Genomic DNA, 23115 nt, shown 5'->3' on the forward strand with positions numbered 1-23115 from the left:
TGGTGTCCGTACCCAAACGACGCTACGTGATCACCTTCGGCTGCCAGGACCGGACCGGCATCGTGGCCAGGATCTCCTCGTTCCTGGCCGAGCACGGCGGGTGGATCGTCGAGGCCGCCTACCACACCGACCCGACCACCAACTGGTTCTTCACCCGTCAGGAGGTCTGGGCGGACTCGCTGCCGTTCGGCGTGGACGAGCTGCGCACCCGGTTCGCCGAGGTGGCCCGCGACCTCGGCGCGCTGCCCGGCTCGTGGCGGGTCACCGACACCGACGAGCGCAAGCGCGTGGTGATCCTGGTGTCGAAGGACAAGCACTGCCTGTACGACCTGTTGGGCCGGGTGGCGGCGCAGGAGTTGGACGTGGAGGTCTCGGCGGTCATCGGCAACCACGCCGGGATGTCGTGGATCACCCGGGCGCACGGCATCCCGTTCCACCACGTGCCGTTCCCGCTGAACGACCCGGAAGGCAAGCGGGCGGCGTTCGCGCAACTCCGGCAGCTGGTCGACGTGCACGAGCCGCACGCGGTGGTGCTGGCGCGGTTCATGCAGATCCTGCCCCCGGAGCTGTGCGCGGACTGGGCCGGGCGGGCGCTGAACATCCACCACAGCTTCCTGCCGTCGTTCGTCGGCGCGCGGCCGTACCACCAGGCGCACAGCCGCGGCGTGAAGCTGATCGGCGCGACCTGCCACTACGTGACCGCGGACCTCGACGAGGGCCCGATCATCGAGCAGAACGTGATCCGGGTGGACCACACGGACTCGGTCGGCGACATGGTCCGCAAGGGCCGTGACATCGAGAAGATCGTGCTGGCGCGCGGTCTGCGCTGGCACCTCGAAGACCGGGTGCTGGTGCACGGCAACCAGACCGTCATCTTCTAGTCCCGGTCGCCGCCGGCAGTCCCGCCAGCCGCGGGGAACGCGCGTGTGCGGCCGGTGCGGGTCGTAGGCTGCGCCCGTGCGCACCGAGTTCACCGACCCCGACCAGGTCCGCGCGGCGGACGACCTGAAGCGCGCCGTGCTGATCGGCCTCGACCTGGGCGACGTGGACCTGCGCGTGCCGATGGACGGCGCGCTGTTCCTCGGCTGCACGCTCTCCCCGGTCGCGCAACGGCGTGCGGCGGCTGCCGGTGCGCTGGTGTTCCCGGCGATCCCGGACCTGCCGTACGACGTGTACCGGTCACGGCTCTACACGCCCGCCGAGCTGTTCGCCGGGCTCGACCCGGCCGACCCGCTCTCCTACGCCAAGACGCCGGACGCCCTGATCTACCAGCACAGCCAGGCGCAGGGCCACAACCCGGACCCGCTGCACGCGCTGGCCGAACGCCTGCACGACCACGCGATCACCGACGCGTTGGCCGATGCCCTGATCGGCACGCCGGTCGCGGTGATGGGCGGGCACGCGCTGGGCCGTGACACGGACGGCTACCGGCGGGCCGTGCGGCTGGGGGCGGCGCTCGGCGAGGCCGGGTTCACCGTGCTGACCGGCGGCGGACCGGGCGTGATGGAGGCCGTGCCGCTGGGCGTGCGGATCGGCGTGGACGAGCCGACGCTGAAGGAGCTGGCGCGCGCCCCGAAGTTCGGCGACGACGCCGCGTCGATCGGCCGCTGGATCGCCGCGTGCCCGGCCGACCTGCCGACGTCCGAGAGGCCGCGCACGATCGGCATCCCGACCTGGTTCTACGGTCACGAGCCGCCGAACCCGGCGTGCGAGCTGCACGCCAAGTACTTCGCCAACTCGGTCCGCGAAGAGGGCCTGCTCACCGTCGCCACCGGCGGCGTCGTCTACACGCCGGGCAGCGCGGGCACCGTGCAGGAGGTCTTCCAGGACTACTGCCAGAACCACTACGGCTCGGTCGGCCCGGCCGCGCCGATGGTGTTCCTCGGCCGGGACTTCTGGGTGGACGAGGTGCCGGCCGCACCGCTGGTCCGGCAGCTGGCCAAGGGCCGCGAGGCGGAACGCTGGATCCTCGTCACCGACGACATCGACGAAGCCGTCGCCTTCCTCGGCGAGTACCCGGCGCAACGCCCCGGCTAGCGGGCGAGGCCGTCCACCACCTCGGCGCCGGGCAGCTTCGCCAGCACCTCGCCGGGCACCAGCAGCTTGCTGCCCCGGACACCGCTGCCGATCACCAGCTCCGGCGCCGCCGCCACCTCGGGCGACAGCAGCACCGGCCAGTCCCCGGGCAGGCCGACGGGCGTGATGCCGCCGTACTCCATGCCGCTGAGCGACACCGCGTCGTCCATCGGCGCGAACGACGCCTTGCGCGCGTCCAGCCGACGCCGGACGACGCCGTTCACGTCCGCCCGCGTGGTCGCCAGCACGACGCACGCCGCGTACCGGACGGTGTCCCCGCGCTTGCCCGCGACGACGACGCAGTTCGCCGACGCCTCCAACGGCGAGCCGTAGTGCGCGCAGAACTCGGCCGTGTCCGCCAACGTGGGGTCGATCTCCGCGACCGCGAACCGCGCGCCGTCCGCCATCGACCGGAGCGCGGCGGCGACCGGACCGGCCACGAGGTCCAGCCGGTCGAGCGCGGGTACGGGACTCAGGGTTCCTGCGATGGTCCACACGCCGACCATCCTGCCGGCTCGCCTTGACGTTGACGTTACGTCAACCTCTAACGTGGTCGGTGCAAGGAGGGAGCACGGGAATGGCCTGGTCGATCGCACAGGTGGCGCGGATGTCGAAGGTGACTTCGCGGACGCTGCGGCACTACGACGCGATCGGCCTGCTCGAACCGGCGTGGATCGGTGGCAACGGCTACCGCTACTACGAGCGCGAGCAGCTGCTCAAGCTCCAGCAGATCCTGCTGCTGCGCGACCTGGGACTCGGCCTCGACACCGTCGCCGAAGTCCTGGACGGGCGGCACCCGACGGTCGCCGTGCTGCGCAACCACGCGCGGCGGTTGGCCGAGGAGCAGGAGCGGCTGGCGAGGCTGGCCAAGACCGTGGCCCGGACGATCGAGGAACTGGAAGGGGGTTATCGCATGAAGATGGAAGAGCTGTTCGACGGCTTCGACGCCGACCGCCAGACCCGTTACGAGTCGGAACTGGTGGAGCGCTACGGCGAGCAGGCCCAGGAGCACATCGACGAGGGCAAGCGCCGGATGCAGGGCTGGACCAAGTCCGACGCCGACGGCTTCATGGCGGAGTGGCGGTCGATCTACCAGGCCTACACCGAGCTGTTCGACGCCGGTGTCGCGGTGGACGCGCCGCGGGCGCTGGACGTGACCGACCGGCATTTCCGGTGGTTGAGCCTCAGCTGGACGCCGAACCGCGAGTCGTACACCGGGCTGGGCCGGCTGTACGTCGACTCGCCTGAGTTCAAGACGCAGTTCGACGCGCACTCCGAGGGTTTCGGCGAGTACGTCCGCGACGCCATCGCGGCGTACGCGCAAGCACGCCTCTAGATGATTGATTCCAAGGGTTAGTGGTCGTAGGCGGTCAGGGAGCGCTTGATCGGCTGGTCGGTGTGGTCGTTGTGCCAGATGGCGGCGGTCAGGGCGAGGATGCGTTGCAGGACGCGGGCGATGACCCCGGTGGGTGTGCGTCCGCCGTGTCGTTCGAGGTCGAGTTGGGCTTTGAAGGTCTGGTTGATCGACTCGATGGTCTGGCGCAGTGGTTTGAACAGGGCTGCGCCGGGCCGTTCGGCTTCGCCTTTGCGTGCCGGGCGCAGCAGCCGGAGGCCGGTGTCGGCCAGGGCGTGTTCGAAGTCGCGGCCGTAGTACTGCCGGTCGGCGATCAGGACCTGGCCGGGACGCTCGACCGCGAGCGTCGGGTCGGCGTCGAGGATACCGAGCAGGGTGGTGCGTTCGTCGGCCTTCGCGCCGGTCAACGCGAAGGCGATCGGCAGGCCGCCCAGGGTGCAGACCAGGTGCAGCCGCAGGCCCCAGAAGAAGCGGGAGTGCGAAGCGCAGTAACCGTACTCGGCCCATCCGGCCAGGTCGGAGCGTCGCGTGGTCTCCCGCGACCGGCCGCACTCCACCGGCGTGGAGTCGACCACCCACACGTCGTCGGTCCACAGTGCGGTGTCGACGGCCAACAGCCGGATGACCGCCTTGACCAGGCCGGACGCCTTGCGCAGCCGCTTGTTGTAGCCGGGCTGTAGGGGCAGGTAGCGGAACAGATGCCTTAGATGCGCGCGGGCGTGGCGTAACCAGCGGGCCTCGGAGGTGAATCCGAGCAGGGCCTGCATCACCGCCAGGGTGACCAACTCCGCGTCGGTCAGGCGGGGTCGCAGGCCGACCTTCGGACGCCACGGCGCGAGGTGCGGCGCGTCCCTCAATAGGTCGTCGGTTCTGACATAGAGTGCGGTCGCGAGGGTGTCAATGTCGGTCGTCACAACCCGTACATCGACACCCTCGCCCCACATCTCCAGGTGCCTACCCCTTGGAATCAATCATCTAGGGGGGTGTCCACGGGGAGGTGCACATCCCCGTGGACCTGGTGCCGTCAGAACACCCGGACGTCAGAGGCCCTGCAGCCCGAAGGCCTTCAACGCCTCTCGGTTGAACGCGGGCAGGTCGTCCGGTTTGCGGCTGGTCACCAGGGTCCAGCCACCCGCGCCGGACACGCACACCTCGGTGTCCTCCCACTCGCCGCCGGCGTTGCGGATGTCGGTCGCGAGGCTCGGGAACGACGTGAGCTTCTTCCCGCGCACCACGTCCGCCTCCACCAGCAGCCACGGCCCGTGGCAGATCGAGGCGATGGGTTTACCTGCGGCGACGTGCTGCTTCACGAACTGCACCGCGTCGCGGTCCATCCGCAGGAAGTCCGCGTTGGCAACCCCGCCGGGGATGACCACGCCGTCGTAGTCGATCGGGTCCGCGTGCGCGAACGGCACGTCCACGCGGAACGTGTCGGCGGGCGTCAGGTGGTCGAACCCCTGCACCTGCCCCAGCTTGGGCGCGAGCAGCCTCGGCAGCGCACCGGCCTTCTCCACGTGCTGCCAGGGATCGGTCAGCTCGACCTGCTCGATGCCCTCCGTGTCGACCAGGAATGCGATCTTCTTCTGTTCGGCCATGCAGTTCGGCTACCCGCGCAGGAAGTCGAGCAACCACCCGCGGACGTCACCCCGGTGGGTCGTCCAGGACGGCACCAGCTCCAGCCGGCCGTGCGGGAACGACGCCGCCACCTGCTTGGCCACGTCCTCCGGGTGCAGCGGGTCACGGGTCGCGCCGACCACCAGGACCGGGGCCGTGACCTGGGACAACGCCGCACGGTCGGCGACCGCGACCTGACCGGGGAGCTCGGCCGTCGCGCCGTCGAGCCGGGCGAACGCACGACGCCGTTCGGTCTGGTAGTCGGGCGGGCCGCCGACGGCGGTGATCGCGTCCTCGCGGTCGAGCACCGGCCTCGGCTCGTCCAGCACGGCGGGCAGCAGCAGCGCCACCCGGTCGAACGCCGCCGGTTCCCCGGCCAGCAGGGCGAGCAGCGCGCCGGCGGTCAGCGACACGCCGATCGCCTGCGTCGCACCGGTTTCCCGCGCGACTCCACGCAGGTCGGCGGCGATCCGCCGGTAGGTCCAGTAGCCCTCGGGCGCGTCCGGCGCGTCGCCGTGCGAGGGGAGCGTGACCACGACCTTCGTGCCCGGCAGGCCGGACGCGGGCAGACGGGCCTCGCCGGGGGTCGCGCCCAGGCCGTGGCCGACGAGCGTGACCGGCGTTCCGGAGCCGTAGCTCCGGAACGTCACCACCGGGGGCCGCGCTGGATCTCGATCAGCCGCGGCCGGACGTCGACCACGTACACCGTGACCGCCACCAGCCCGGCGAGCCAGAACAGTCCACCGCCGGAGAACGGGTGGAACAGCAGCAGCGCGAACGCGCCACCACCGGTGATGCCGAGCCAGGCGGGCTTGGTCATGCGCTCGGCCGCCGTGTAAGCGTCCGCCCGCTGGGAGAGGGCGTGCGCGAAGGCGAACACGCCCATGACAAGCGCGGCGTAGTACGCCACGAACATGACCCAGGCGTCCAGGTAGAGCGGACTGAAGGCCGGGAATGAGGGCAGCACGAGTCCAGCCTACGTGCGTTCGACGTTCCCGGTACAGCGGAAACGGGGCGTCCCTGGTGGGACGCCCCGCGCCGGTCCGGTCACTTCGTGGTGTCGGTGGGCTTCTTCGCCGCGGTGGAGCGGGTGCCCGCGGCCTTCGGGGCCGTGGTCTTCGCGGTGGCGGGACTGGTCGCCGCGGCCGGCTTCCGCGGCGCGGTGCGCTCGGCCGCCTTGCGGGTGGTGTCGCGCACCTCCTCGGCGACGTCACCGCCGACCTCGACCACCGTCTCGGCCAGCTTCTCGCTCGCGTCGTCCACCTCGCCGGCGACCTTCTCGCCGACCTCGCGGGTGCGGCGGGTGACCTTGCCGAGCACGTCGTCGGCGAGCACCCGGGCGTCCGCGGCGGCGGCCTCGGTGCGCTTCTGCGCGTTCTCGACGGCTTCCTCGACCTGGTGCAGCGCCCGCTGGAACTGCGGTTGGGTCTTCAGCTTCTCCAGCGCCTCCTCGCCGTGCTGGGCGAGGTACTGGTAGAGGTTCAGGGCCGACTGCGTGTACGCGTCGACGACCTTGCGCAGCTCCGCCGGGTCCAGCTTCTCCAGCAGGTCCTTCTTCAGGTCGCTCGACTCGGCGGCGGTCCGCGCCTCCTCGGCGCGCTCGCGGGCCTTGATCAGCGCGTCGATGACGGCCTTCGCGGCCAGGTCACCGGCGCCGAGGGCGGCGAGCAGCGGGGTGCGGGCGGCGGCGACGGCCTGCTCGCCGGCCTTCCGCAACTCCTCGGTGGTGGGCATGTTCGGCATGGAGATCACTCCTCCGGCTTGGTCTGGTTGACGGCGGTGTTCTCCCGCCGGAACGACTCGTAGACGTCGAGCAGCACCTGCTTCTGCCGCTCGGTCAGGTCGGGGGCGCTGACGATGGCGTCCGCGAGGGCGCCGCCCTCTCGCTGCTCCAAGATCCCGGCCTCGACGTACAGCGCCTCCGCCGAGATCCGCAGCCCCTTCGCGATCTGCTGCAGGATCTCCGCGCTCGGCTTGCGCAGCCCGCGCTCGATCTGGCTCAGGTACGGGTTCGAGACCCCGGCGAGCTTGGCGAGCTGCCGCAGCGAGATCTTCGCGGTGTTGCGCTGCTCGCGGATGTACTCGCCGATGTCGCGGCCGAGTTCGGCCACCGCCTTGTCGATGGACTTGTCCAAATTTGCGGCACCTCCTCGATCCGTATTCGACGGTACGCGGAGGTGCTAGCAGTTGCAAGCGCCCTGCTAGCGATCTGCCCGTGTGCTCGGCCACAGCGCTACGGTGGGGGACGTGGACCTGGCGGCGAACCTCCGCGGACAGCTCGTCGACTCTCTGGTGGCCGCCGAGGTCATCCGCGATCCACGCTGGGCGGACGCGTTTCGGCAGGTCCCGCGGCACGAGTTCCTCCCGGGCTTCTTCGTGCAGCGGCCGGACGGCTCGTGGGAGGCGGTGACGTCCGCGCACCCCGACCACCTCGCGCTGGTGTACCGGAACGACGTCTGCGTGACCCAGCTCAACGGGGACGACCGGGCGTGGCAGCAAGCACTGGCGGACGACGCCGTCACCGGGGTACCCACGAGTTCGTCGAGCATGCCGACGATCATGGCGATCATGCTGGAGGCCTTGGCCGCCACGCCGGGCGACCGCGTGCTGGAGATCGGCACCGGCACCGGCTACAACGCCGCCCTGCTGTGCCACGTGCTCGGCGACGCCCTGGTGACCTCGATCGACGTGGACGCCGGGGTGCTGGCGCGGGCCGAGTCCCGGCTCACCGCCACCGGCTACCACCCGACGTGCGTGGCGGGCGACGGCGAGCGGGGGTACGCGCCCCGAGCGCCCTACGACCGCGTCCTGGGCACGTGCGCCGTGTCCCGGATCCCCTCGGCGTGGATCGAGCAGACCGCGCCGGGCGGGCTGATCGTGACCACGTTCAACCGCGCCATCGGCGCCGGGCTGGTGCGGCTGACCGTGCGCGACGGCCGGGCCACCGGGCGCGTGCTGCCGGAGGACGGCCGGTTCATGCCGCTGCGCGCCCACCGCCGGTCGTGGGCCGACGAGGCGCTGCTCGACGCCCTGACCGCCGCACCGACCGGGTCCCGCACGACCCTGTTGTCGTCACGTGCGGTGTTGGACCCGTCCAGCGGCTTCGAGTTCTTCGCCGGCCTGGTGCTGTCCGACGTGGCGGTGGCCGCCGACCCGATCCGCCTGGTGCACCCCGACGGCTCGTGGGTCCGCCACCGGGGCGCGGTCGTGGACCAGGGCGGCCCCCGTGCGCTGTGGGACGAAGCCGAAGCCGCCTACCGCTCGTGGCGCGCACTCGGCAGACCCCGCCGCCACCGGTTCACCTTCACCGCCACTCCCACCGCCCAGTACTTCGCCCTCGACGGCACCCCGCACACCTGGCCCCTCCCGCCCCCACCGCGTGAGCCCAACGCTCACGTGACGTGAGTCCTACCTCCGGACCACCCGAGTCCAACGCCCAGAACCCCGGGAGTCGTCCGCTCAGGCACCGCGAGTCGCGCGGTCGGGCACCTCGAGTCGACCGGTCAGTCGAGCAGTTCCTCCAGGAAGCTGCGTCGGCGGCGCGGCGGGTGCTGGGGGTGCTGGTAGTCGTAGTAGCCGGGCGGGTACGCGGGCGGCGGGCCGGGCGCGGTGCCGGGTGGCGGCTGGTACGGGGGTGGCGCACCGCCGGGCTGGACGCCAGGTGCGTGGTTTCCCGGCACGGGGGTGCCGGGCGGCGGCTGGTAGGGCGGCGGCGGACCGGCGGGCTCGGCGGGTGGCACCGGCGTGGACGGTGCGGTCGGCGGCGGCTGGTCACCCTCCACGGACTCGGCCGCCTTGTCCGGCGCCTGGCCCTCGTCCAGCGATCGGCCCTCCTCCGACGATCGGCCTTCGATCGACACCCGGCCCTCGATCGGCGTGTGCACCGTCTGGTCGTGCGCCGTCTGGTCGTGCGCCGGCGGACTCGGAAGAGCCGGCGGACCTGGAACCGGGGTCATCGGGACAGGAGTCATCGGGACGGGTGCGAGCGGCACGCCTTCCGGCCGGTACGGCTGCGCGTAGTGCGCGCGTTCGGCGGCGATGATCTGCTCCAACTCGCCGCCGTCCAGGAAGACGCCCTTGCAGTTCTCGCACTGCTCGACGTGCACGGAACCGCGGCTGATGGTCTGCATCAGGTCCTGGCATTTCGGACAGATCACAGATCCGAGGGTACGCACGACACAAGGGTGACCGTGTCACCACCATCCGTCACCGGTCAGTCATGATGCGGTGGTGTCCAGATTCCGCCAGCGGGCCGTCCTCATCGGATGCGTGCTGGCCGCCGTGCTCGTCGCGGCCGGCCTGTTCGTCACCGACTACGGCATCGCACCCGAACTGTGGCTGACCGGCCTGGCCCTCGGCTTCCTGGCCCTGCTCGCCGCCCTCGACCCGTGGCTGCACCGCAAGCGCGCCGCGGGCTTGGCGACCGACGACAACCTCGACGCCGCCACGACCGCCCTCGCGCACGCCCTGCACGCCCAGTGGAACGAGGAGTGCCGCGCCCGCGGCCTGCAGGACAACCTCCTCGACGTGCACTGGATCGCCCTGCGGAGCGGACCGGGCCAGGGCGGCCCCGGCCACAGCGACGCGGTCGTCCGCGCGTTCCAGCGCAACCCCCGCATGGTGTTCCTCGGCGAACCCGGCGCGGGCAAGAGCACCACGGCCATGCTGCTCACCATGGGCCTGCTCGACCGCCGCACGGACGGGCCGGTGCCGTTCCTCCTCCCGCTGTCCACCTGGGACCCGAACGCGGAGGACGTCCGCACCTGGATGACCCGGCGGCTCTACGAGGACCACCCGGCCCTGCGCAACACCGAGCTGTACGGCAGCTACGCGGGTGACCTGCTGGTCGAGCAGCGCCGGGTGTTCCCGGTCCTGGACGGCCTGGAACAGATCCCGCCCGACCGCCGTGCCGACGCGCTGGACCGCATCAACCGCGCGTTCCCCGGTGCGCAACCGCTGGTGCTGACCAGCCGGACGGACGAGTTCGCCGACACCGGCGTCCCGGTCCAGGGGGCGCACGTCGTCCAGCTCCAGCCACTCGATCAGGAAGAGATCGCGGGCTACCTGCGCGCGGCGTCGGACCCGGTGACGGCGGCCCGCTGGGAGCCGATCTTCCTGCACCTGCGCGACGAGCCGGACGGCCGGCTGGCCGACGCGCTGTCCACGCCGCTCGCGGTGTGGCTGGCGGGCATCGTCTACGGGTACGGCGAGCCGAGCGAGCTGCTGGACCGCGGCCGGTTCCCGGACCGCCGCGCCGTGGAGGACCACCTGGTGGACCGGCTGGTCAGCAGCGCGTTCGGCGACCGGGGCATCGCCCACCAGGCCCGTGCGAGCCAGGTCTGGCCGCGCGACAAGGCCACCCGCTGGCTCACGTTCCTCGCCGTCGAGATGCGCAAGCGCGGTGTGCTCGAACTGGGCTGGTGGGAGCTGCGCCGGTCGGTCGGCAGCACGTGGCTGGCGCTGCTCGGCGCGGTCGTGCTGGGCACCATCGGCGGGCTCGGCATCATGTGGCTGATGGCGTACGCGAGCACGCCGAAGCTCGCGCCGGTCACCGGTCTGGCCGCCGGGCTCGGGGTGGCCGTGGCCGCGCTGTACGCGTCGGGCAACCGTGCGCCGAAGCCCCGGCTGGGGGTGTGGCGCAGCCTCGTCGTGGTCAGCGGGGTGCTGGGCACGGCGGCCGGTCTGGTGTTCGGCGCGCTGTACGGGTTGTCCGCGGGCCTGGTCGTCGGCCTGGGCATCGCGGTGGCGGTGGCGCTGCAGTTCTCGTTGGCCAGCAGCGCCGAGCTGAGCCACCCGTCGAGTCCCCAGTGGACGATGACGCAGGACCGGATCGCGGTGTGGACCGGGTCGCTGGTGCTGGCCGTGGTGTTCGGCGCCGCCGCTGGTCTGGTGTTCGGGCCGAACCAGTCCGGCATGGTCGGGCTGGGGCTGGCGTCCGGGCTGATGCTCGGCTTCGCGCTGTCCGTGCTGCACCTGCGCTGGTGGTGGTTCACCGTGGCGCGGATCTGGCTCGCGATGCGCGGGAAGCTGCCGTGGGAGCTGATGGTGTTCCTGGACGACGCGCGCAAGCTCGGCGTGCTGCGCCAAGCGGGCGCCGCCTACCAGTTCCGGCACGCCCTGGTGCAGGACCGGCTGGCGGGCGCCCGCCCGGCGGAGGTCAAGTCAGACGCTTAGCTTCCGCAGCCGGCTGATCGCCTCGTCCAGCACCTCGTCCCGCTTGCAGAACGCGAACCGCACGAGGTGCCGCCACTCGTCGGGGTGGTCGGTGAACACCTGCACCGGCACGCCCGCGACGCCGATCCGCTCGGGCAGCTCCCGGCACAGCTGCGCGCCGTCGGTGAAGCCGAGCGGGCGGACGTCCGCGGTGATGAAGTACGTGCCCTCGCTCGGCCGCACCGCGAACCCGGCGTCGGTCAACCCGTCCGACAGCCGCGACCGCTTGTCCTGCAACGACGTCCGCAGCCCTTCGACCCACTCCAGCTCGTTGCGCAACGCGTGCGCCACGGCGGGCTGGAACGGCGCGCCGCCCACGAACGTCATGAACTGCTTGGCCGCGCGCACCGCCCCGACCAGCTTCGCCGGACCGCACGCCCAGCCGATCTTCCAGCCCGTGCAGTTGAACGACTTGCCCGCGCCGGAGATGGTGACGGTCCGCTCCGCCATGCCCGGGAACGTGGCCAGCGGCACGTGCGTGAGGTCGTCGAACACCAGGTGCTCGTACACCTCGTCGGTGATCGCCACGATGTCGTGCTCGACGCACAGCGCGGCGACGGCGGCCAGTTCCAGGTAGTTCAGCACGGTCCCGGTCGGGTTGTGCGGCGAGTTGAGCAGCAACGCCCTGGTCCGCGGCCCGATGGCGGCACGCAGCGCGTCGACGTCCAGCCCGAGCCGCCCGGTCCCCGGCTCCTCGACCAGCCCGACCGTCCGCCGCGTCGCGCCGGCCAGCGCCACGGACGCCGCGTACGAGTCGTAGTAGGGCTCGATGAGCACGACCTCGTCACCGGGTTCCACGAGGGCGAGCAGCGAGGCCGCGATGGCTTCCGTGGCGCCCACCGTGACGAGGATCTCGGTGTCCGGGTCGTAGCGCGTGCCGTAGCGCGCCCGGTGCTCGGAGATCGCGCCGCGCAACCCGGGCGTGCCCGGACCCGGCGGGTACTGGTTGAGCCCGGCGTCGATGGACGCCTTGGCCACTTCCAGCATCCCGACCGGGCCGTCGGTGTCCGGAAAACCCTGCCCGAGGTTCACCGCCCCGGTCCGGTTCGCCAACGCGGTCATCTCCGCGAAGATCGTCGAGGTGAACGGCCGCATCCTGGGGACTAGCGCTGGTACCCGCACAAGGTCGAATCTTCACGGACAATGGCGGAGTGGAGCAACTGACCGCCGCTGACCAGCTCAAGCGCCAGGGCTTGCGCCGGATGAAACTCGTGGCCACCGGCTTCTTCCTGGCCGCGACCGTGATCTTCGTCGTGGCGCTGCTGTTCGAGGACGACGGACCGGCCTGGGTCGGGTACGTCCGCGCCGCGGCCGAGGCGGGCATGGTCGGCGCGATCGCCGACTGGTTCGCCGTGACGGCCCTCTTCCGCAGGCCCCTGGGCCTGCCGATCCCGCACACGGCGATCATCCCGAGCCGCAAGGACACCTTCGGCGACGCGCTGGGGACGTTCGTCGGGACGAACTTCCTGTCCGAGGCGGTGGTGCGGGACAAGCTCCGGCGGGTCGGCATCGGCCGGCGCCTCGGCGAGTGGGTCGCCGAACCGGCTCACGCCGAGCGGGTGACGTCCGAGGTGGCCAACGTGGTGCGCGGCGCGGTCACCGTGCTGCGGGACGACGACGTGCAGGCCGTGGTCGAGCAGGCGCTCGTGCGGCGTTTGGTGGACCAGCCGTGGGGTCCGCCGCTGGGCAAGCTGCTCGGGCAGGTCCTCACCGACGGCGCGCACCACAAGCTGGTGGACCTGGTCTGCGACCGGGCGTACGACTGGGTGCGGGACAACTACGACAAGGTCATGGGCGTGGTGTCGGACCGGGCGCCGTCGTGGTCGCCGAAGTTCGTGGACTCGCTGCTCGGCGACAAGGTGTACGGCGAGCTGCTGGACTTCGCGTGGGCGGTCAAGACCGACGCCAACCACCCGATGCGGCTGGCGGTGGACCAGTTCCTGATCGAGTTCGCGGGCGACCTGCGGACCGACCCGGCGACCATGCAGCGGGCCGAGCAGGTCAAGCAGCAGCTCGTGGAGCACCCGGACGTGCAGCGGCTCATCGGGTCGGCCTGGGGCACGGCGAAGAAGATGCTGCTCGACGCGGCCGAGGACCCGTCGTCGGAGCTGCGCAAGCGGGTGCGCGAGGGCCTGATGTCGTTCGGCCGCCGGATGGTCGAGGACGAGTCGATGCGGGCGAAGGTCGACGGGTGGCTCGAAGGCGCGGCGGGGTACGTGGTGACCAACTACCGCGACGAGATCACCACGCTGATCACCGACACGGTCGAGCGCTGGGACGCCGAGGAGACCTCGCGCAAGATCGAGCTGCAGGTCGGCCGCGACCTGCAGTTCATCCGCATCAACGGCACGGTCGTGGGTGCGCTCGCCGGCCTGGTGATCTACACCGTCGCCCAGCTCGTCACCTGACCCGGGCACGCCCCACCCGCGCGAGACCTCCGCTCAGGTCACGCTGAGGGCGCGCCGCTCCCGCCAGTTGCGCGCCTTCTCCCGGTTCCCGCACGTCTGCATCGAGCACCAGGTGCGCGAGCGGTTGCGCGAGCGGTCGAAGAACGCCCACCGGCAGTCGTCCGCCTGGCAGATCTTGAACCGCTCCCAGGACCCGAGCACCGCCAGCCGTGCCGCCGCGCCGAGCACCGCGCCGAGCGCGTCGGTGCTGGACATCGTCGGCACGCCGTGGCTGAGGTCGACGCGGACGAGGCCCGCGGCGGGGGTGGGATCGGGTCCGTCGTGCCGTTCACCCAGCGAGGCCCGCAGCGACGCGCGGGCGGCGCGGACTTCCGCCGGGTCACCCGCCCGGCCGAGGCCGCGTTCGGTGACCCAGGCGCGCCAAGCGGCGGCGCTGTCCAGGACGTCCGTGCCGAGTTCGAGATCTCGGGTGTTCAGGAAAGCGAGCAGCAGCTCCACATCGTGTTCCGCATCGCCGGCTCGACCCTGCGTGAAAGCCGCGTGGTCCCAGCCGGCCGCCAGACCAGTCACCCCTCCACTGTAGGCGTCGAAAGGTCGCGATGTGGCGAAGTAACCGTCAAACGATTGTGACCGGTTAGCCCGGCTGCCGACCGGGCCGGCCACCGCCGCTGGGCCGTTAAGGCTATGAACGACGTGTATACCTGGAGTGTATAGTTGCCGGCATGTCGATCGGACACACCCTGCTCGGCCTGCTGGAAAAGGGCCCGAGTCACGGATACGACCTGAAACGGGCCTACGACGAGCGCTTCGGCCAGGATCGGCCGCTGCACTACGGGCAGGTCTACACCACGCTGTCACGCCTGCTCCGCAACGGCCTGGTCGAAGAGGCCGGCGTCGAGTCGGGCGACGGCCCGGAGCGCAAGCGGTACGCGATCACGGACGCCGGCGTGACCGACGTGGAGCACTGGCTGGGCACGCCGGAGAAGCCGGAGCCCTACCTCCAGAACACGCTCTACGCGAAGGTCGTGCTGGCCCTGCTGTCCGGCCGCAGCGCGGACGAGGTGCTGGACGTGCAGCGCACCGCCCACCTGACCACGATGCGCGAGCTGACCAAGCGCAAGGCGCACGGCGACCTCGCCGACCAGCTGATCTGCGACCACGCCCTGTTCCACCTGGAAGCCGACCTGCGCTGGCTGGAGCTCACCGCCGCACGCCTGGGACAGCTGAAGAACGCGGTGACCAAGTGACCGGCGCGACCTCGACCACCGCACCGGTGAAGGCGCTGCTGGAAGCCGTCGACCTGCACAAGTCGTTCGGCCCGACGCCCGCGCTGGACGGCGCCGGCCTGAACGTGCGAGCGGGCGAAGTCGTGGCCGTGATGGGCCCGTCCGGCTCCGGCAAGTCGACCCTGCTGCACTGCCTGGCCGGCATCCTCACCCCGGACAAGGGCACGGTCCGCTACCGCGACGTCGAGCTGAGCGCGATGGGCGACGGCCCGCGCAGCGAGTTGCGGCGCACCGACTTCGGGTTCGTGTTCCAGTTCGGCCAGCTGGTGCCGGAGCTGACGTGCCTGGAGAACGTCGCCCTCCCGCTCCGGCTCGGGTCGGTGAAGCGCAAGGAAGCCGAGTCACGGGCCCGTGAGTGGCTGGAACGGCTGGAAGTGGCCGACGTCGCGGACAAGCGCCCCGGCGAGACGTCCGGCGGCCAAGGCCAACGGGTCGCCGTGGCGCGCGCGCTCGTCACCGGTCCGCGCGTGGTGTTCGCCGACGAGCCGACAGGCGCGCTGGACTCGCTCAACGGCGAGCGCGTCATGCAGCTCCTGGTCACCGCGGCGAAGGAGACGAACGCGGCGGTCGTCCTCGTGACGCACGAACCGCGCGTCGCCGCGTACTCCGACCGCGAGGTCGTCGTGCGCGACGGCCGGTCCCGCGAGATGGAGCCGATCACGTGAAGCGGTGGTTCTCCGACCTCGCGCTGGGCGTCCGGCTCGCCGTCGGCGGCGGGCGCACGTCGTGGGTGCGGCTCGCGCTGACCGGCGCGGGCATCGGCATCGGGGTGGCCGTGCTGCTGGCCGCGGCCTCGGTGACGACCGTGTTGTCCGAACGCGCCGAGCGGCAGGCGGACCGCGAGCCGGTCACCGCTAGCTCGACCGGCGCGGAAGAGGCGTCCGGGGACGTCCTGTACTCGACGCTGTGGCACACCGCGTACCGCGGCGAGCCGATCTCCGGCCACTTCGTGAAGGGCAGCGGTCCGGACGCGCCCGTGCCGCCGGGCATGTCGAGGGTGCCCGGCGACGGCGAGCTGTTCGTGTCGCCCGCGCTGCGGGAGCTGCTGGAGTCTCCGGAAGGCCAACTGCTGCGCGAACGGTTCCCGCAGCGGATCGTCGGCACGATCGACCAGTCCGGCCTCAACGCGCCGCACGACCTGCTGTTCTACGCCGGTGACGCGACCGTGGAGGAGGACGGCCCGAACGCGACCATGCGGTTCGGCGGCACGGTGCACGAACGCACCCTCGACCCGCTGCTGACCCTGCTGATCATGGTGGGCGTGGTCGCGCTGCTGTTCCCGGTGCTGGTGTTCGTGGGGATCAGCACCCGGCTGGCGGGGGCCGAGCGGGACCGCAGGCTGGCGGCGTTGCGCCTGGTCGGCGCGGGCGGGTTCCGGGTGCGCCGGATCGCGGCGGGTGAGTCGCTGCTCGGCGCGTTCGTCGGGCTGGCGGTGGGCACGGCGCTGTTCTTCGGGGCACGGCAGTTCGTGGAGTCCGTCCGGCTGCTGGGGATCAGCGTGTTCGTGAGCGACCTGACCCCGTCGCTGCCGCTGGCGGTCCTGATCGCCGTGCTGGTGCCGGTCATGGCGGTGGTGACCTCGGTGCTCGCGATGCGCCACACGGTGATCGAGCCGCTGGGCGTGGTGCGCCGGGCGAAGCCGGTGCGCCGGGCGCTGTGGTGGCGAGTGGTGCCGCTGGTCGTCGGCGGTGCGGCGTTGACCAGCCAGTCCGGGACGCTCGGCGGTGAGGAGAACCAGGCGTCCGAGCCGGTCGTGGTCGGCGGCATCCTGATGCTGCTGCTGAGCATCCCCGTCCTGCTGCCGTGGGTGGTGGAGCGCGCGGTGGGTCGCATGCGCGGCGGCGCGCCGTCGTGGCAGCTCGCGATCCGCAGGCTCCAGCTGGAGAGCGGCACGGCGGCCCGCGTGGTCGGTGGCGTGGCCGTGGTCCTGGCGGGCGGCATCGCCCTGCAGTCGATCATGGCCAGTGCGGAGAGCGAGATCCTGGACGATCCGCTGCCCCAGGCGGACCACAGCCGGATGGTGATCTCCATGCGGGACGCGACACCGGAGGTGACCGGGCAGACGGTCGGCCTGCTGGAGCGGTCGACGGGCGTCGAACGGGTCCACACGACGTACGACCTGCTGTTCGCGGGGGCTTCGGACCTGATCGAGTCGGCGGTCGTCGGCACGTGCGAAGCCCTGGAGGTCCAGGCGGACCTGCCGAGCTGTCAGGACGGCGACGCGTTCTACGTCCGGCGCGACGTCTCCTACGACAGCGGGTCCGGGCGGGTCGAAGCCGGTCAGGAGGTCACCGTGTACGCGGGGACCGACGCGGACGGCCAACTCCGGCGAGGTCCGCGGTGGACGGTCCCGGAGTACACCGTGATCGACGAGCCGGGCGCCTCGATCGGGTTCCGGCAGGGTCTGTTCCTCACCCCGTCCGCGGTGCGGGACCTGCCGGTCCTGCCCGGTAGCGCCACCCTCCACGTCATGGTGGACCGGGGTGTTCCGGACGTCGCCGAGCACGTCCGCAACGCGGTGGCGCCGATGGCCTGGCGCAGCTACACGTCCTACTTCGGCGAGGCCGAGTTGGCCCAGCGGGTCGAGGAGTTCCAGAGCATCCGGCGGGGACTCCTGGCCGGTTCGCTGATCACGCTGCTGTTCGCGAGCGCCAGCCTGCTGGTGCTCGCCCTGGAACAGGTGCGGGAACGCAGACGACCGCTGGCGGTGCTGGCCGCGAGCGGCGTCCCGAGAGGTGCGCTGAGCAGGTCCCTGCTGTGGCAGAACGCGGTGCCGCTGCTCCTCGCGGTCGTCGTGGCCGTGGTCGTGGGCGGCAGCCTGGCGGCCCTGCTGCTGAAGGTCATCTCGCAACCCGTCGTGCTCGACTGGCCGGGTATCGCCCTGCTCAGCGGCGCCGCGGCCCTGATGGTCGTCGTGGTGACGATCCTGTCCCTCCCGTCCCTGCGGCGGGCCACCGGCGCCCTCGGCCTCCGATCCGAGTGACCCGCTCGGCACGCCGAAGCCACGTCCCGCCCCTCCCCCGCGTCTCTTGAGATGTGATCCCACACCCGCACCACTCCCACCACGTCCCCCACGGGGGCGCACGGAGCACGAAGGACGCGCTCCGATGAGGTGGGCCGCCGACCTGGTCCTCGGCATCCGACTGGCCGTCGGGGGCAGCCGGACGTCCTGGGCCAGGTTGGCGCTCACCGCCGCCGGCGTGGGCCTCGGCGTCACCGTCCTGCTCCTGGCCGCGTCCATCGGCCCGGCCCGCGAGGCCAAGTCCGAACGCGTCCAAGCGGCGTCCATCACCTCGGCCGCCACCTCGGCCAAGGCGGCCCCCACGCTCAAAGCGCGCCACGTCAGCGTTTCCTGGCAGGGCCGCCTGATCACCGGCGTGGAACTGGCCGCCACCGCACCCGACGCGCCAGCGCCGCCCGGCGTCGGCCGCATCCCCGGACCGGGCGAACTGGTCGTCTCGCCGGAACTGCTGGACCTGATGCGCACCGAGGACTCGGTCCGCGCCCGCTTCCCCGAGAGCGTCATCGGCGTGATCGCCGACGCGGGGCTGCCCAGGCCGAAATCGTTGATCTTCTACGCGGGCCTCCCCGAGGTCCACCTCGACACCGCCTACCCGGCCACCGGCTTCGGCAGCGACCTGCCCCCGTCGACCCTCCTGCCGATCTACCGGCTGCTGATGGCCGCCGCGATCGGCGCGCTCCTCGTGCCGCTGGGGATCTTCATCCTGGTCGCCACCCGGCTCGGCGCGACCGGCCGCGGGCAACGCCTGGCCGCGATCCGGCTGGTCGGCGCGTCCCGCAACCAGATCCGCTGGATCGCGAGCGGCGAGACGTTGACGGGGGCCGTGCTCGGGCTGGCCGTCGGCGTGGCGCTGTTCTTCGCCGCCCGGCCGCTGGCCCGGTTCATCGAGGTCGAAGGGGTTGGCTTCTTCCCGACCGACCTGCTGCCGGACCCGCTGCTCGGCGCGCTGATCGCGTCGGGCGTGCCGGTGGTCGCCGTGGTGTCGGCCCTGCTCGCCCTGCGCACCGAGGACGTCGGCCCGCTCGGGCTGTCCCGTGCCGTCGAACTCCCGGAGCACCGGGCGTGGTGGCGGTTCGGGCTGATCGGCGCGGGCGCGGTGCTGATCGTGGTGATCACCGCGGTCGGCAGCTACTGGCAGGTGATGGCCGACGCGAGCCTGGCCGTCGGTCTCGGCATCGGTGTCGCGCTGGTCCTCGCGGGCACGGGCGCGGTGCTGCCGTGGCTGGTCGGCAAGGTCGCGCACCGCCTGGAACCGGACGGCGTCGCCCCGCTGCTCGCCCTCCGCGCCCTCCGCTTCGACGCCGGCACCCCGCGCGTCCTGGCCGGTGTCGTCGTCGTGCTCACCGGGTCGCTGACGCTCCAGGTGCTGCTCGGCGTGGCGGCCCAGTTCACCGCCGCCCCACCGTCCGACACCCCCGGCCGCTGGGTGCTCGACCTGTCCGACCGCACCCCGGTCCGGTCGCTGGAGGAGGCGATCGCGCTGGTCGGCGGCGTGCGGCAGGTCAGCGAAGTGCGCGTGTACGGCACGGAGGACACCGTCGTCATCAGCACCGACTGCGCCGAGATCGCCGAACGGCTGGACGTCGGGGACTGCACGACCGGCTCCGCCTACCTCGCGGGTCGAGGTCCCGCGGCCGGCACCACGTTGACCGTCAACGGGCAGCCGTGGGTCGTGCCGCGGTACAAGGCGGTGGACGACGACGCGGAAGCGCTGTACGTCGCGGGCGGAGCCGATCCCGTGCTGTCCGCCATCCCGCCGGCCGAACTCGTCGTCCGCGGTGATCCGGACGAGTCCTTCGGCGACCGGCTGCTGGCCGCCACCGGCCGCGCGGACCGGGGCGTCACCCTCCGCCGGCCGGCCGGGCAGGTCGAGCTCTTCACGTCCTTGCGCAGCGGCGTCATCGGCGGATCGGCGCTGCTCACCCTGCTGGCCGTGATCGGGCTCGCGGCGGCGGCCGTGGACCAGGTCTTCGAACGCCGCCGGCCCACGGCGGTGCTGGCCGCGAACGGTGTGCCGCCGAATGTCCTGGCGCTGTCGGCGCTGTGGCAGTCCGCGATACCGGCGGCCCTCGGCATCGGGCTGGCCATCCCGATCGGCCTCGGCACGGCGTGGCTCGTGGTCCCCGCCGAACGGTTCCGCGTCGCCTGGACCGAGGTCGCCACCACGGTCGCGGCAGCGGCGGTCGTCGTCCTCGTGGTGACCCTGTGCACGTTGCCGGCGCTGCGCACGGCGATCCGCCCGAGCAGCCTGCGAACCGAATAGCGACGCGCCGAAACGATCGCCGGTTCCGCCGACCACACCATCGGATGGCCCCGGTATCCCCAGGTCAGGCCGGGTGCTCTCAACGAGCATGCAAGATCGGACCAACACTGAACTGCTCACCCTCGCCCAGGACGGCGACGAGACGGCGTGGCACGAGATCGTGCGCCGGTACGTGCGACTGGTCTGGGCGGTGCCGCGCTCGCACCGGCTGAACCCGGACGACGCGGCCGACGTCTGCCAGGCCGCCTGGCTGGCGCTGGCCGAGAACCTGACCCGCATCCGCCACCCCGAGCGGCTGGGCGCGTGGCTGGTCACGACGGCCCGGCGCGAGACGCTGACCGTGCTGCGCCTGCGCGGCCGGGAGGAACCGCTCGACCTGTGGGAACCGCCCGACGGCCGGCCGACACCCGAGGACGCGGCGGTGGCGGGGGACGTCGGACCGAGGTTGTGGCGCGCCTACGCATCGTTGACCGACCGGTGCCGGGAAATCCTGCGGCTGGCGGCGTTCGCGCCGGAACTGTCGTTCACGCAGGTCGCCGAGGCGGTCGGGATCCCGGTCAACAGCCTGGGCGCGACCCGCGGCCGCTGCCTGACCGTGTTGCGCCGACGCATCGGTGTCGAGGTGGCCCGGTGACCAGTGACCGCGAACTCCTCGACGCCTTGGCGCACCTCGTGGACGACCTCGACCCGACCCCGCGGACCCTTGCCTCGCAAGCACGATCGGCGCTGGGCGAACGCACCGGCGGGACCACGATGCGGCTGCTGTCCGACTCGGCCCGGGTCGACCCGCCCGGCATGCGCGGGCGGTGCGGCACGCGCACGGTGACCTTCACCGACCTGGACCTGCGCCTCGACCACGTGGCGGGCGGCCTGCACGTCACCGGGCTGGCCCGCGCCGGCGCCCTCGCCGTGGCGCGCCGGCCAGGGGGCGAGGAGACGGCCGCGATCGACGAGGCGGGCTGGTTCCACGTCGAACTCCTGCCGTTCGGGCCGGTCAGGTTCGTGCTGCGCGGCGGCGGCCGTGAGCACGCCACGCCGTGGTTCGTCGCATGACGCCCGACCGTTCGCTGGCCCTCGTCGGCCGGGCGGAAGCCCTGCTCAACACCGGGCTGGTGCGCGAGGCGAACGTCGTGCTGCGGCGGGCGGTCAACTTCTCCCGCCTGCCCGAAGCGCTCCTGCTCGCCGCACGGTGCGCGTTGCGGGACAACGACTCCACCGCCGCCCGTGCGTTGGCCGGCGAGGCCGAAGCCCTGTTCCGCGGCGAGAACCGCCCGTCGTGGATACCGGCCGCCCAGGCCGTGGCGCTGCGTGCGGGCGCGCCCGGTTCACCTCTCGCGGTGGCCGAGGCGTGCGACCGGCACGGGCACCACGACGACGCGGCCGAGCTCCGACTCACCCACGCGCCCGAGCAGGCGGCGGCCCGCCGACACCGCGGCACGTCCCGCTCGAAGGCCATCGGCTGGTTGGCCCGCGCACGGCTCGCGGACACCCGGCGTGACGCGGTGGCCGCGTGCCGGGCCGGGCTCGCGCTGCACGACCCCGACACCCACGGAGACCTGGTGGACATCGCCCTCGACCATGCCCTGACCAGCGGCGACGCCCGATCCGCGCTGCGCTGGAGCGAACGCCGCCCGGTGTGCCCGCCGGACGTCCCGCCCGAGGTCGCGGCGGTTCGCGCCGAGCTGCGCCTGGCGCGGGTGCGGCGCGACCGGGACCGGATCGCCCGGTTGGAGCGCGAGATCCGCAGGCTCTCCCCCGTGCCGCGCACGACCCGGCGACCGGCCGTTCCCCTGGCTGACGTGGTGCAGGCGTTGGGCGACAAGGCTTTGCTGCACTTCATCAGCCACCGCGGCCGGTTGCTGGCGGTGTCCGTGGCCTCCGGCCGGGTCCGCCTGCACGACTTCGGTGAAGCCCGGACCACCGCGCGGCACGTCCGTTCGCTGTCCCTGGCAGCGGCCCCGCACGCGATCGCCGACCTCGACCGCCTGCTGCGGCCGGCGGGCGACCGGCCACTGGTGATCGTGCCGAGCCCGGAACTGGAGCGCATGCCGTGGGCCGCGCTGCCGTCCGCCGCCGGGCGGGCGTTGTCGGTGGCGCCGTCGCCGAGCCACTGGCACCGGGCGAGCACCCGGCCGCTGGCGCTGACGAGCCGCCTGTGGGTCGCCGGGCCGAGCCTGCGGCACGCGCACCGGGAGGTGGAGGCGTTGCGCCGGACGCACGGCGGTCGGTCCTCCTCCACGGTGGACGAGACGCTGCGCGAGATGGTCCGCGTGGACGTCGCGCACTTCGCCGCGCACGGCGTGCGGCAGGACGACCTGTTCTCGTACCTCCAGCTGGACGACGGGCCGCTGGACGGGCACGACCTCGCCGGCTTGGCGCGCGTGCCGTCGGTCGTGGTGCTGTCGGCGTGCGAGTCCGGTTTGGCGCGGGTGCTGTTGCGGCGCGGCGCGCGGGTGGTCGTGGAGAGCGTGCGGGCGGTGCCGGACGACCGGGTGGTGGACCTGATGGTCGACCTGCACGCCGGCCTGGCGAACCCGGCGCAAGCGCTTGCGGACGCGCAGGCCCGGCATGGTGATCTCGGCTTCGTGTGCGTGGGCGCGGGATGAGCCGTGGCACCCGACACGACGACACTCGAATGGACTAATGGGACTGCCGAAGCCGAACCCACTGCTCAGGCGTCCACTGCGGACACCGGCCAGGCGTCCACAAGGGACTTCGCCGGCGTCACCCGATGCAGTGGCCACGACGGACTGTGGTCGGTGGCGGGGTGTGGCAACCCGGACAGCCGCACCCCACCGCCCTTCCGAGTGGGTTCCGGCGCAGAACGTTCGAAAATGCGGTTACCAGTGCTAGACATAGCAGAACGTCGACCTCGAACG

Annotated in this window: 23 protein-coding genes; 13 read left to right on the forward strand and 10 right to left on the reverse strand. The window is 72.3% G+C overall.

Annotation, left to right across the window (positions count from 1 at the left end):
- Positions 1-2 precede the first annotated feature (2 nt).
- A complete protein-coding gene (gene purU, locus ACRAKI_RS34565) occupies positions 3-881 on the forward strand; it encodes a formyltetrahydrofolate deformylase (protein WP_447004657.1) in 879 nt (292 codons plus the stop codon).
- 76 nt (positions 882-957) lie between these two features.
- On the forward strand, positions 958-2037 hold the full coding sequence (locus ACRAKI_RS34570; RefSeq protein ID WP_447004658.1) for an LOG family protein: 1080 nt from the start codon (positions 958-960) through the stop codon (positions 2035-2037).
- Here ACRAKI_RS34570 and ACRAKI_RS34575 read toward each other — a convergent pair.
- A complete protein-coding gene (locus ACRAKI_RS34575; RefSeq protein ID WP_447004659.1) occupies positions 2034-2582 on the reverse strand; it encodes a YbaK/EbsC family protein in 549 nt (182 codons plus the stop codon). The two genes, ACRAKI_RS34570 and ACRAKI_RS34575, sit on opposite strands and share 4 nt — an antisense overlap.
- Before the next feature lie 71 nt (positions 2583-2653).
- Here ACRAKI_RS34575 and ACRAKI_RS34580 point away from each other — a divergent pair, with 71 nt between their 5' ends.
- Complete coding sequence (locus tag ACRAKI_RS34580) at positions 2654-3412, forward strand: MerR family transcriptional regulator (RefSeq protein ID WP_447004660.1); 759 nt, start codon at positions 2654-2656, stop codon at positions 3410-3412.
- 17 nt (positions 3413-3429) lie between these two features.
- On the opposite strand, the gene ACRAKI_RS34585 is transcribed toward ACRAKI_RS34580, so the two are convergent.
- From ACRAKI_RS34585 to ACRAKI_RS34610, 6 genes are all read right to left on the reverse strand, one after another.
- The gene (locus ACRAKI_RS34585; protein WP_447002037.1) at positions 3430-4344 is read right to left on the reverse strand and encodes an IS982 family transposase; all 915 of its coding nucleotides are present in this window, start codon (positions 4342-4344) and stop codon (positions 3430-3432) included.
- 126 nt (positions 4345-4470) lie between these two features.
- Positions 4471-5025, reverse strand: a complete 555-nt coding sequence (locus ACRAKI_RS34590; protein ID WP_447004661.1) for a type 1 glutamine amidotransferase domain-containing protein — start codon at positions 5023-5025, stop codon at positions 4471-4473.
- 9 nt (positions 5026-5034) lie between these two features.
- Positions 5035-5697 (reverse strand): alpha/beta fold hydrolase, encoded by a 663-nt coding sequence (locus ACRAKI_RS34595; RefSeq protein ID WP_447004662.1) that lies wholly within the window; start codon positions 5695-5697, stop codon positions 5035-5037.
- A complete protein-coding gene (locus ACRAKI_RS34600; RefSeq protein WP_447008597.1) occupies positions 5691-5975 on the reverse strand; it encodes a DUF2516 family protein in 285 nt (94 codons plus the stop codon). Before ACRAKI_RS34600 ends, ACRAKI_RS34595 begins: the two co-directional genes overlap by 7 nt.
- A 116-nt stretch (positions 5976-6091) precedes the next feature.
- On the reverse strand, positions 6092-6787 hold the full coding sequence (locus ACRAKI_RS34605) for a hypothetical protein (RefSeq protein ID WP_447004663.1): 696 nt from the start codon (positions 6785-6787) through the stop codon (positions 6092-6094).
- A 5-nt stretch (positions 6788-6792) separates the two neighbouring features.
- Positions 6793-7179, reverse strand: a complete 387-nt coding sequence (locus tag ACRAKI_RS34610) for a helix-turn-helix domain-containing protein (protein ID WP_447004664.1) — start codon at positions 7177-7179, stop codon at positions 6793-6795.
- A gap of 112 nt (positions 7180-7291) precedes the next feature.
- Here ACRAKI_RS34610 and ACRAKI_RS34615 point away from each other — a divergent pair, with 112 nt between their 5' ends.
- Entirely contained in the window at positions 7292-8449 is a 1158-nt protein-coding gene (locus tag ACRAKI_RS34615) for a methyltransferase domain-containing protein (RefSeq protein ID WP_447004665.1), read from the forward strand.
- A 98-nt stretch (positions 8450-8547) separates the two neighbouring features.
- Here the strand turns inward: ACRAKI_RS34615 and ACRAKI_RS34620 are convergent, their stop codons facing one another.
- Positions 8548-9201 carry a TFIIB-type zinc ribbon-containing protein gene (locus tag ACRAKI_RS34620; RefSeq protein ID WP_447004666.1) on the reverse strand — a complete coding sequence of 218 codons (654 nt, stop codon included), beginning with the start codon at positions 9199-9201 and terminating at the stop codon, positions 8548-8550.
- 73 nt (positions 9202-9274) lie between these two features.
- Between ACRAKI_RS34620 and ACRAKI_RS34625 the strand changes: the two genes are divergently transcribed.
- A complete protein-coding gene (locus tag ACRAKI_RS34625; RefSeq protein WP_447004667.1) occupies positions 9275-11218 on the forward strand; it encodes an NACHT domain-containing protein in 1944 nt (647 codons plus the stop codon).
- Here ACRAKI_RS34625 and ACRAKI_RS34630 read toward each other — a convergent pair.
- Positions 11207-12379 carry a pyridoxal phosphate-dependent aminotransferase gene (locus ACRAKI_RS34630; protein WP_447004668.1) on the reverse strand — a complete coding sequence of 391 codons (1173 nt, stop codon included), beginning with the start codon at positions 12377-12379 and terminating at the stop codon, positions 11207-11209. The genes ACRAKI_RS34625 and ACRAKI_RS34630 overlap by 12 nt on opposite strands.
- 80 nt (positions 12380-12459) lie before the next feature.
- Here ACRAKI_RS34630 and ACRAKI_RS34635 point away from each other — a divergent pair, with 80 nt between their 5' ends.
- Entirely contained in the window at positions 12460-13665 is a 1206-nt protein-coding gene (locus tag ACRAKI_RS34635) for a DUF445 domain-containing protein (RefSeq protein WP_447008598.1), read from the forward strand.
- A 33-nt stretch (positions 13666-13698) separates the two neighbouring features.
- On the opposite strand, the gene ACRAKI_RS34640 is transcribed toward ACRAKI_RS34635, so the two are convergent.
- The gene (locus ACRAKI_RS34640; protein WP_447004669.1) at positions 13699-14235 is read right to left on the reverse strand and encodes a CGNR zinc finger domain-containing protein; all 537 of its coding nucleotides are present in this window, start codon (positions 14233-14235) and stop codon (positions 13699-13701) included.
- Positions 14236-14387: 152 nt separating this feature from the next.
- On the opposite strand from ACRAKI_RS34640, the gene ACRAKI_RS34645 reads away from it, so the two are divergent.
- The 7 genes from ACRAKI_RS34645 (at position 14388) to ACRAKI_RS34675 (ending at position 22842) form a co-directional block, all read left to right on the forward strand.
- Positions 14388-14912, forward strand: a complete 525-nt coding sequence (locus ACRAKI_RS34645; RefSeq protein WP_447004670.1) for a PadR family transcriptional regulator — start codon at positions 14388-14390, stop codon at positions 14910-14912.
- Positions 14909-15616, forward strand: coding sequence for an ABC transporter ATP-binding protein (locus tag ACRAKI_RS34650; RefSeq protein ID WP_447004671.1), 708 nt, complete (start codon positions 14909-14911; stop codon positions 15614-15616). The genes ACRAKI_RS34645 and ACRAKI_RS34650 overlap by 4 nt, the downstream gene beginning before the upstream one ends.
- Positions 15613-17934 (forward strand): FtsX-like permease family protein, encoded by a 2322-nt coding sequence (locus ACRAKI_RS34655; RefSeq protein ID WP_447004672.1) that lies wholly within the window; start codon positions 15613-15615, stop codon positions 17932-17934. The genes ACRAKI_RS34650 and ACRAKI_RS34655 overlap by 4 nt, the downstream gene beginning before the upstream one ends.
- A gap of 124 nt (positions 17935-18058) precedes the next feature.
- A complete protein-coding gene (locus ACRAKI_RS34660; protein WP_447004673.1) occupies positions 18059-20236 on the forward strand; it encodes an FtsX-like permease family protein in 2178 nt (725 codons plus the stop codon).
- 88 nt (positions 20237-20324) lie between these two features.
- Complete coding sequence (locus tag ACRAKI_RS34665) at positions 20325-20870, forward strand: RNA polymerase sigma factor (protein ID WP_447004674.1); 546 nt, start codon at positions 20325-20327, stop codon at positions 20868-20870.
- Positions 20867-21289: a hypothetical protein gene (locus ACRAKI_RS34670; protein WP_447004675.1), complete on the forward strand. Its 423-nt coding sequence runs from the start codon at positions 20867-20869 to the stop codon at positions 21287-21289. Before ACRAKI_RS34665 ends, ACRAKI_RS34670 begins: the two co-directional genes overlap by 4 nt.
- Complete coding sequence (locus tag ACRAKI_RS34675) at positions 21286-22842, forward strand: CHAT domain-containing protein (protein ID WP_447004676.1); 1557 nt, start codon at positions 21286-21288, stop codon at positions 22840-22842. The genes ACRAKI_RS34670 and ACRAKI_RS34675 overlap by 4 nt, the downstream gene beginning before the upstream one ends.
- Positions 22843-23115: the final 273 nt, after the last annotated feature.

This window comes from Saccharothrix isguenensis, assembly GCF_052936305.1.